This window comes from Helicobacter sp. T3_23-1056 (genome assembly GCF_053654535.1).
This window is the reverse complement of sequence record NZ_JBSIUU010000042.1, coordinates 1-9574: the sequence shown is the minus strand read 5'-3', so window position 1 is coordinate 9574 and position 9574 is coordinate 1. Positions and strand designations below refer to the sequence as shown.

Genomic DNA, 9574 nt, shown 5'->3' with positions numbered 1-9574 from the left:
CGTTTCACTTGCTCGCAATGACGAAGGCAGAATCAATGATTATAATGACGGCGTGTGGTGCGGATTGCCACGCATTAGATTTTGCAAAAATGCAAAATCTAATTGTTCGCAATGACGATGGGAGGGTGGTTTTTGCTTTCGCAACTGCCACCACTTGCGCTTGTGTGCTGAATCGCTACTTCGTAGCTGTGGGCTTGTGCTACGATTCTAACCTTTTTTAAAAAAGCCTAGATTCTCGCAATGACAGCAAAAATTTGTCATACTTTGCCATAACTTTAAGCGCAAGCGAAGTGCCCAAAATGCAAGCATAAATCATAACGCAATGCAAAAACTCCAAATAACCCAACTTTGCAACGCGATACACTTTTGCGCAAATATTTGGATACTTTGCCAACTTCATTCGCCCAAATTTACCCAAATTCGCTCAATATAAAAAATAAAAAGTCAAAATCTTGCGCTCCCAAAAAAAAGATGTTACGACAAAAACTATTTTTGAGGCATTCTTGCAACATTATTTACGATATTGCTTGCAATATTCTTGCAACATTATTTACAATATTGCTTAAAACATTACTTACAACATTTTTTTCAAACTTGCAAACTTGCAAACTTGCAAACTTTTAAATTTGCAAATTTGCAAAGCCAATTTTTTAACACAAACTTTTATAATGAAATATTAAGCATATTTAATAATCTTATTTAAAATTCTAGCACTATGATTTTTAAAACAAAAAATAAAATTCTATGCCCCCAAAAAAAACACACAAAAAGCGACATTTGCAAACAAAATCTAAGAATAAAAAGGAGTCAAAATGCAAGCAATAGATTTTATAAAAAACGAGATAAGCGAGTCTATCGCCACGCTAGAAGCAAGCAAATCCCTAGAATCTAGCATAATAAAAGTAGCAAAACTAATCACAGATTCCCTGCAAAATGGTGGCAAGCTAATCGCTTTTGGAAATGGTGGGAGTGCAGCTGATGCACAGCATTTTGCCGCAGAGCTAAGCGGACGATACAAAAAAGAGCGCAAAGCCCTAGCGGGAATCGCTATAAGCACGGACACTTCAGCCCTTACCGCCATAGGCAATGACTATGGGTTTGAAGTAGTGTTTTCTAGGCAGGTAGAGGCTATCGCAAAAAAAGGCGATGTGCTATTTGGAATCAGCACAAGTGGAAATTCTGCAAATGTGCTAAAAGCCTTTGAGAGTGGCAAAAGCATAGGGTGCAAATGCGTGGGGCTAAGTGGCAAAGGCGGAGGGAAAATGAGCGATTTGAGCGATATAAACCTAGTAATCCCAAGCGATAACACACCTAGAATCCAAGAAGCTCATATTTTAGTCATACACGCGCTATGCGGGCTTATCGAGCTAGATTATTGACGCTTTTTTAGACTTGCGCGACAAAGCGACACAACGCAAAAATCTAACCAAAACAACACAAAATGGGAGAATCTAAAAACCTAGCAGATTTTGGCTTTGGCTCTTTGTATGAGCTAGTTTTGACTCCGCCAAAATCCTACCAAAACACGATGCCTATCACCTCACTGCGCGATGGGGCGGAGGGCGCACTTTGCTTAGAAATCACGGATTCGCGCTATCACCCAAAAGCATATAAATTCTACGGATTTTGCAAAAATCTAAATGCGATGATAGAGCTTGTGTTTTTCTATCCAAAGCCCTATCACAAATCCCTTTTCGCACTTGGACAAGAAGCCATCATTCAAGGAAAATTGCGACTAAATAGCGGAAATCCTAGCATTATCCAGCCTAAAATCATAAAATCTTATGGCGAGATTGTGCCCACATTTAAAGTAGGCAAATACAAATCCACTTCTATCCACGATTTAGTCAAACGCTACATTACCCACGAAAATCTAGCTAAACTACACCTTCCAAATGACATTATCCAAAGCATTTTAGAGATTTTTTATCCAAATGAGGATTTTTATGCCGACTTTGTCGCACATAAAGGCTTTAATGGCAAACATTTAGAAGCATTAAAATTTGTAGAATTATTTTACTACGCATTAAGGCTTAGCAAAAAAAGAAGCGATTTTAATGCAAAATACATTTGCAAGGGCGATTATAGCGAGTTTGTAGCCTCTCTGCCTTTTTCGCTCACAGGCGCGCAAACTAGAGTGATAGCCCAAATCGCGCAGGATTTTGGTAGTGGCAAAGCGTGCAGACGGCTTGTGATGGGTGATGTGGGCTGTGGCAAGACAATGGTAATTTTGGCAAGCGTGATGATAGCCTATCCGCAAAAATCTCTACTTATGGCACCTACCACGATTTTGGCAAAACAGCTCTATGAGCAGGCAAAGCTCTATCTACCTAGCTTTGTGCGCATAGGGCTTATCACGGCTGATTCTAAGGAATTTATCAAAGAATCAAAAAGCGATTCTGCCGACACAAAAAAAGCAAAATCCACAAAACAAGAGAGGTTATTTAAGCAAGAATATGACTTTATCATCGGCACGCAAGCGTTGCTTTATCGAGACATTGAGGGGGAGGATTTTGCGTTGGTTATGAGTGATGAGCAACATAGATTTGGCACAAAGCAACGCTACGCACTAGAAAAGCTAGCAAGCGGTGGAGCAAAAAAAGATTCTAAAGATTTGAAAGATTCTAGCGTGGCATTTGATATAAAATCTAGCGAATCAAAACAAATCAACGATTCTGCTAAAACTTCTGCCAACGCTTCTGCTAACGCCCCTAGCAAGCCTCATATTTTGCAGTTTTCAGCCACGCCCATACCGCGCACTATGGCTATGCTAGAATCCAAAATGATAGATTTAAGCATTATTGATGAGTTGCCTTTCAAAAAAGACATTACCACTAGCATTATTTCGCGTAGCGATTTTAGGGAACTTTTGGCACATATAAAAAACGAAGTAGCCAAAAATCATCAAGTCGCTATCATATACCCGCTTGTGGAGCAAAGCGAAGCAATCGATTATCTATCGCTTAGCGAGGGGGCGGGGTTTTGGCAGGAGCGGTTTAGCGGAGTGTATGTAACCTCTGGGCAGGACAAAGACAAGCAAGAAGTGCTAGAAGCCTTTGCAAAAGATGGCAAAATCTTGCTTGCCACCACGCTCATAGAAGTGGGCATCTCTTTGCCAAATCTCTCTACCATAGTCATAATCGCGCCAGAGCGACTAGGGCTAGCCACACTTCATCAGCTACGCGGGCGAGTGAGCCGCAATGGCTTAAAAGGCTATTGCTTTTTATACACGCAAAGCAGCGGGAATCAAAGCGGTGGAAATAACGAAAGGCTAAAAGATTTTGCTAAGCAAAGTAGCGGGTTTGAAATCGCTAGGCTTGATTTGGCGTATCGCAAAAGCGGGGATTTGCTAAGCGGGGATAAACAAAGCGGGGAAAACCTAGTCTATGCGGATTTAGCCCACGATGAAAATATCTTAACACGAGTGATGAAAGAGCTAGAATCTATGTAGATTTTATGAAAAATTAGCGTTTTTTAAAGCTTTTTTTTAGGGCTTTTAATTGTTTTTGCCACGATATTTTTTGGGGTATTTGGTTTGTTTGGGATAGATTTTGTTGATTATTTGAGGTAGATTTTGAGATTTTATTAAGCAAAATCTACAAAATAAAATCCGCTTAAAAAGATTTTGCTTGTTTTTTGTTTGTTTTTTTTGGGCGACAAATCCACAAAATCCACCGACAAAAAATCCGCTTGCAAAATCCACCGACAAAAATCCGCTTACAAATTTCCAAAACAATTCCGCAAAAAATCTAACTAAATGATTTCTAATAAATTATCCCCAATGTTGATTGCACGAGATGTTAGAAACTCACTTGCGCGCATTTTGTTTTTGCTAGGGGCTTGTAGCTCATCTATCTCTACTGCGCCATTTTCGCACGCCACTATCACAGGGGATATAGACAAAATCTCCCCCGCTTTTTTTGCGCCATTTTTGCCTAAAATATCGCTTTTTTCACAAGACATTTTCTCCACCACTTTTATCCCAAAAAGTTTTATCCCATTTGGCAAAAACACACTAGGCCAAGGCATAAAAGCAAGCGATTTTTTATAGATTTTTTGTGCGTCTATAAACCGCACTTCTCCGTCATTTTTGCGCAATTTTTGACAATAGCTAGCCTCCCTCTCATCTTGCAAAATTGGCGTAATATTTCTAAAATCTATTAGCACCCTAGCAAGCTCTACCCCGCCATTGCGAGCCAATCTAGCACTTAAATCCACATAATTTTCATCATTTCTAGGGATTTTTTTAACGCTTAAAATCCCCCCACTATCAAGCCCCTCTTCCATACGCATTATGCTTATGCCATACTCACTATCATCGCTTAAAATCATCTGCTGAATCGGGCTTGCACCGCGATATTTTGGCAATATAGAGGCGTGCAAATTGATACAGGGCGCAATTTCTAAAATCTCTTTTGGCAGGATTTTACCATACGCCACCACCACGATAAAATCTGGCTCTAAATCGCGCAAAATCTTTGCAAACGCAGCATCTAGCCTATCTGGCTGAAGCACTTCTATGCCCTGCTCTAAGGCTTTTTGCTTCATCGGTGGAGGGGTGATTATGCCCTTGCGTCCCACAGGTTTATCCGCTTGGGTAACCACGCGCAAAATCTCACATTTTTGGTTTATTTTCTCTTTTGCATCGCATTTGCCAAAACCTTCACACAAACTATCAAACGCAATGCTTGCAAAAAGTGGCGTCCCCATAAATATGATTTTCATACGATTCCTTTTTGGTAGATTTTTTTATAAATCGCGCTCATTTTATGCAAATATTGTTAAATCACTTTCGTTTTTGCTAAAAACGCTAGATTGCCTACGCTTTTTGATACGACTAAACAACGCTTCAAAATCAAATGTATTTTTTAGGGCTTTTTGCAAATGCGCTTGAAAATCTTGCCTTAAAAGCGATTGATTTTGCAAAAGCACAAAAGCTAAGATTTTCGTATTGATTTTGTTAGGATTTATCTTGCGCGATACAAACCCCGCTTTTTTTGCCATTTCTAGCACTTCGCACCTCGTGGTGTATGAAGTGATAATGCACTCATTTTTTGTTAGATTAAAAATCTTTCTAAAATGCTCCAAACTCCAAAGCGTAGGATTTTTGCCAAAGCTAAAAGGGTCTTGAAACACTATATCAAAACAACCAAAATCACTCTTTTTTAAATCATTTTTTCTAAAAACCTCCCGCCTCAAATCCATTTCCCCAAAATCTATTTTTTCTAGCATTTCACACGCTTCCCCCCACAATATTTGCATTTTTACATTTGGCGTGATTTGCGTAGCTTTGCCACATTCTAGATTTTCCCACGCACTAGATTCTAGGCAAAAAATTTCACGCGATAAATCTAGCGTGGTTTTATCATTTTCTAAAGAAATGATATGGATTTTGGGGTTTTTTGAGGGATTTGGGGTTTGATTTTTATGGCTACTTGCATTATGATTTTGTGAAAAATGTTTTTGATATTTTTGCGATAAACACTCAAACGCAAAAGCACTTAAAAACGCATTATACCCTAGCCCAAAGCAAATATCTAAAATCCAAATATCCTCTAAACTAGCCTTTGCGTGATAAAAATCGCTAGATTCTAGTAGCCCTTTTTTTGATAAATCGCTAAAATCTAAACTAGATTTTGGGCTAGATTCTAAGCTAGATTTTAGCCTAGAATCTAGTTTAGATTGCCATTTGGATTCTAAAAACAACAATGCAGGCAAAATATGCTTTGTCATCTTTTCGCCTAGCGCACCCTCACTCATTGATGAATAGCACTCCCCAAAATCAGCATTAAAAGCACTTAGCGAGCCATCATTGCTCATTATCAATTTATGCAAAATCTACCTTTGAAATGCCAAATAACGCCACAAATTATAACGCCACAATTTTGCTATTTAAAATTTTTCCCCTCTTTTAATAATCCCTCATAATATTCAAAATATTGCTTTGAATGCTTGCGTTTAAGCGTAGAATCTAGCGAGCCACTTGCGGCGTATTGCACGCGTGAAAAAAATGGCGCGACACTCTGTCCCACGCCACTTGTGTCAAAATCTATGCTATCTAGCACCACCAAACTCTCACAATCAAGCACAGATAGCCTATCGCGCGTAACCAAAAACAAAAGCCCCACGCTATACACCGCGCAAGATTTGCTTATCACTTTTGGTTTGGGGTCAAATTTGCTTCTATCAAAAAGATAACCCACCATTAAATCCGAATTTAAAAACTGCATAGATGGGTAGCTAGCGCGAATCTCATCATAAGTCTCTAGCGTAGGGGCGATGATAAAGGCTTGGCTATTTAGCGTGCCAAAATGCACTTCATCGCCTATTTCAGGTTTATTGGTAGGGCTTGGCAAATATCGTTGCTCTAGCAAGGTTGCAGGCGATATTTTTGCCCGTGCTATGGCATTTTTGCCACCATTTTCTTTACCACTATTTTTGATGACATTATTGTTTTTTTTGTTGTTATTTTGGTTGTTATTTGGGCTAGAATCCCCATTATTAGATTTGTCCTCATTAGATTCTAGCTCGCTAGATTCTATCTCGATAATGGTGGCATTAGCAATGATGCTTGCATAATTTTCATCATAATTATGCCACACAAAGCCACTCTCCCCCACCCTGCGTCCATTAGCGGCAAATTCTATGATATTATTTTTCTCATCTATCGCAGAAATGGTTACTTTTGTGATGTTTTGAAGCTCGTCTAAATGTCGCAATGTTTTAGTAGCATTAGCACCGCTAGCACACAAAACACACGCAGAAAAAAGAAAAAATCCCAAACATAGATTTCTAAAACAAATTAGATTTTGGGATAAAAGCAATGTATGATAATGATTTTGCTGATTTTGCATAGTTTTGATTCCTTTTTATGAGATTTATGCTTATGATTTTTTGCTACTTGCGTTTTGTGCTAGGGCGATATTGATAAAAAAAGTAGTTGATTCCAAACGCTAGCGAAGGGGTTTTATCATAGTCCTCATCGCGCACAAATTCTAATGCCTCGCTCGCTTTTAGATAAAGCACTTCGATTTTTTCGCCCTCAGTCCCGCCACCTAGCGCGTGTTTGTCCTCTTTGCTTACTTCTGCTAGATAGACCGTCTGCCTTGCCCCACTTATGCCCACAGAATTATAAAAACTATTGACAAATTGCAAACGATTTGTGGGGATTTCATATCCGCATTCTTCAAAAACTTCTTCTACGGCGATTTGCTCTAGGCTTTTTTTTGGCTTATCTACAAGCCCCGCGCAAAGCTCATAAATGTAGCCATTATGATTTCGCATATACACGGCGGGGCGAAATTGTTTTACGATGACAAACGCTTCCAAATCCCGCTCATAAAGCAAAATCGATACACTATCGTGTGAATGGATAATATCCCATTTTTTTTCTTCATTATCTTGCTTGTAATGCAATCGCAAAGGTTTGATAAAACGGGAATCTTTGCATTCTCCCTGACGCAAATCACTGATAAGGGGCGTGGCTTGAGGTGGCGTGATAAAATATGAAGCAGACATAAAAACTCCTTGAAATAGGTTTTTAAAAAGTAAATTTTGGTGGATACTTAAAATCTTGTAAAAAAATGATAAAAAAAATCGCTAAAAAACTTTGCATAAAAATGGCTTAAAATCTAAAATTTATAAAAGTAAAAAATGCGTATTTTAGTAATTTTTCTCTTAATTTCCCTTTAATTTTTAGCACTTATCACCACATAGTCGCTTTTATTTTTACACTTTTTGCGCAGGGCAAAATCTAAAATCTATTTTTTAAAAATTATGCAAAAACGCAAGATAAAAATCTAGCACAAAAATCACGCTTGCAACATCTTGCAAAAAAAAACTCGCAAAATTTTGCAAAATCTTGCTTGAAAAAAATATGCTTGCAAAAATCTTGCAAAATCACCATTGCAAATCACACCTAAAATCCACCCGTTAAGTTAAAGATATTTTTACTAAAAATCTATTTATACAAATTTATTCGCATTTTTTATGTAAATTTACCACACTAAGACGATATTAGGTTTTTAACAAAATCTTAACAAAAGGACTTGTTATGAAGTTTTTCTCAAATCTATCCATTGGGACCAAAATCGTCTCGTTCATTTCCATTATCGTTACGCTAGGGATTGTATCTCTTGTGTTTATCATCTCTGTGCGATTAAGTGAAACGATGAAAAACAATGCCGAAGCAGTCATCACCAATGCTTCTGCTAGAAATGCGGATTTTGTAGAAAATGCTTTTGGCGAATCTAGCTCCTTGCTCTCTGCCTCCGCGCAAAATCTAGAAGATATTTTAGGGCTTATCTCTTATGGCGATATTGACCCCACTATCTTTGAAGACACCCTCACAAACGCGCTAGACAACATTTCTTACGCCACTTATGGATATGTTTATCTTACCAATCCGCCTAGCAATTTTCGCGCTAAAAACTCCAATTTTACCAGCGAAAATGGAGATTTTGTAATGCTGTATAAAGACGACATAGGCGAAGTTATGAATATGTCTAGCTCCCAAAAAAGCAACTTTACAAAATCCTATCAAGATGGAGATTTGAAAAAATTTGGCGGTATGAAACTACTAAAAGCAAGTAGCTCTATCCCCGCCCTCCAAAGCGTGCAAAAAGCCCTAAAATCCACTTATGGCAAAGATTTAGTCATTTTTGGCGAGCCAAAAAGCATAAACATAGATAACAATTTAGTAGGGATAAATATCGCCGCACCTATCTTTGATAAAAGCAAAAAAGTCATAGGCGTGATAGGTTTTATCATCGATAGCAAAATCTTAAGTAGCTACTTGCTTGACCCTGAAAAGAAAAATTTTGCAGGCGAAGATAAAATGCTAGTAACAAATGGTGGCATTATTACCGTGCATACCAATCCTAACATCGTGCTAAAAAACTACTACGAGCTAAACTCTTCCCCAAAAGTCCAAAAAGTCTATGACACGATAAAAAATGCCCAAGATAGAGTATTTGATGACTATAAAACTTTAGGTGGCGTAGATAGTTATATTAGCGTTAGTTCTTTTAAAAATAAAGATGGCTCTTCGTATTCTATCGTAGTTAGCGCACCCAAAAAAATGGTGCTAGAGCCACTTTATAACCTAATCAAACTTATCGTTTTTGTCTCTGTGGTTGTGCTTGCTATCATTATGGTAGTGTCGTTTATATTTGTTAAGAAAAATGTCGCTATGCGCTTGCCGATTATCCTAAATGCGCTTGACACATTTTTTAAATACATTAACCACGAAGGCAATGAAGTCCATACCATAAAAATCCGCGCCCAAGATGAGCTAGGCAAAATGGGGCAAATCATCAATGAAAACATACAAAAATCTCAAATCAGTGTCGATAAGGACGCAGCCCTAGTCAAAGAATCCCTAGAAGTCATCAGCTATATCCAATCAAGCGGCAAAGCCGATAGGACTATCACCCTAAAAGGTAGCAATCCTCAACTAAACGCTCTCAAAGATTCTGTAAATAGCCTACTAGAGCTACTAAACACAGCAATCGGCAAAGACCTAAACGAAATAAACCGCGTATTTGATAGCTACACAAAGCTAGATTTTACCACC

At 38.3% G+C, this 9574-nt stretch carries 9 protein-coding genes; 4 read left to right on the top strand and 5 right to left on the bottom strand.

What is annotated here, in order from left to right; genetic code table 11:
• The 3 genes from ACWIUO_RS12960 to ACWIUO_RS12950 all read left to right on the top strand — a co-directional run.
• A partial coding sequence (locus ACWIUO_RS12960; protein WP_454178310.1) for a hypothetical protein occupies positions 1–221 on the top strand: 221 nt, incomplete at its 5' end.
• A 591-nt stretch (positions 222–812) separates the two neighbouring features.
• A complete protein-coding gene (gene gmhA, locus ACWIUO_RS12955; RefSeq protein ID WP_454178309.1) occupies positions 813–1379 on the top strand; it encodes a D-sedoheptulose 7-phosphate isomerase in 567 nt (188 codons plus the stop codon).
• 62 nt (positions 1380–1441) lie between these two features.
• The gene (locus ACWIUO_RS12950; RefSeq protein WP_454178308.1) at positions 1442–3451 is read left to right on the top strand and encodes an ATP-dependent DNA helicase RecG; all 2010 of its coding nucleotides are present in this window, start codon (positions 1442–1444) and stop codon (positions 3449–3451) included.
• A 45-nt stretch (positions 3452–3496) separates the two neighbouring features.
• Here the strand turns inward: ACWIUO_RS12950 and ACWIUO_RS12945 are convergent, their stop codons facing one another.
• From ACWIUO_RS12945 to ACWIUO_RS12925, 5 genes are read right to left on the bottom strand one after another with little or no spacing between them, the layout of a single operon-like run.
• Positions 3497–3736 (bottom strand): hypothetical protein, encoded by a 240-nt coding sequence (locus ACWIUO_RS12945; protein WP_454178307.1) that lies wholly within the window; start codon positions 3734–3736, stop codon positions 3497–3499.
• A gap of 17 nt (positions 3737–3753) precedes the next feature.
• The gene (fmt, locus tag ACWIUO_RS12940; RefSeq protein WP_454178306.1) at positions 3754–4725 is read right to left on the bottom strand and encodes a methionyl-tRNA formyltransferase; all 972 of its coding nucleotides are present in this window, start codon (positions 4723–4725) and stop codon (positions 3754–3756) included.
• A gap of 42 nt (positions 4726–4767) precedes the next feature.
• Positions 4768–5835 (bottom strand): MnmC family methyltransferase, encoded by a 1068-nt coding sequence (locus tag ACWIUO_RS12935; RefSeq protein ID WP_454178305.1) that lies wholly within the window; start codon positions 5833–5835, stop codon positions 4768–4770.
• A 53-nt stretch (positions 5836–5888) separates the two neighbouring features.
• A complete protein-coding gene (locus ACWIUO_RS12930; protein WP_454178304.1) occupies positions 5889–6854 on the bottom strand; it encodes a plasminogen-binding N-terminal domain-containing protein in 966 nt (321 codons plus the stop codon).
• A 43-nt stretch (positions 6855–6897) separates the two neighbouring features.
• A complete protein-coding gene (locus tag ACWIUO_RS12925; RefSeq protein WP_454178303.1) occupies positions 6898–7518 on the bottom strand; it encodes an NUDIX domain-containing protein in 621 nt (206 codons plus the stop codon).
• Between the two features lie 535 nt (positions 7519–8053).
• Between ACWIUO_RS12925 and ACWIUO_RS12920 the strand changes: the two genes are divergently transcribed.
• On the top strand, positions 8054–9574 hold a 1521-nt coding region (locus ACWIUO_RS12920; RefSeq protein ID WP_454178302.1), incomplete at its 3' end, for a PDC sensor domain-containing protein.

What these genes read in the sequence shown, in the direction of transcription:
- ACWIUO_RS12950 (WP_454178308.1), top strand. Translation starts at nt 1,442, where the DNA reads ATGGGAGAATCTAAAAACCTAGCAGATTTTGGCTTTGGCTCTTTGTAT.
- ACWIUO_RS12925 (WP_454178303.1), bottom strand. Translation starts at nt 7,518, where the DNA reads ATGTCTGCTTCATATTTTATCACGCCACCTCAAGCCACGCCCCTTATC.
- gmhA (WP_454178309.1), top strand. Translation starts at nt 813, where the DNA reads ATGCAAGCAATAGATTTTATAAAAAACGAGATAAGCGAGTCTATCGCC.
- ACWIUO_RS12930 (WP_454178304.1), bottom strand. Translation starts at nt 6,854, where the DNA reads ATGCAAAATCAGCAAAATCATTATCATACATTGCTTTTATCCCAAAAT.
- fmt (WP_454178306.1), bottom strand. Translation starts at nt 4,725, where the DNA reads ATGAAAATCATATTTATGGGGACGCCACTTTTTGCAAGCATTGCGTTT.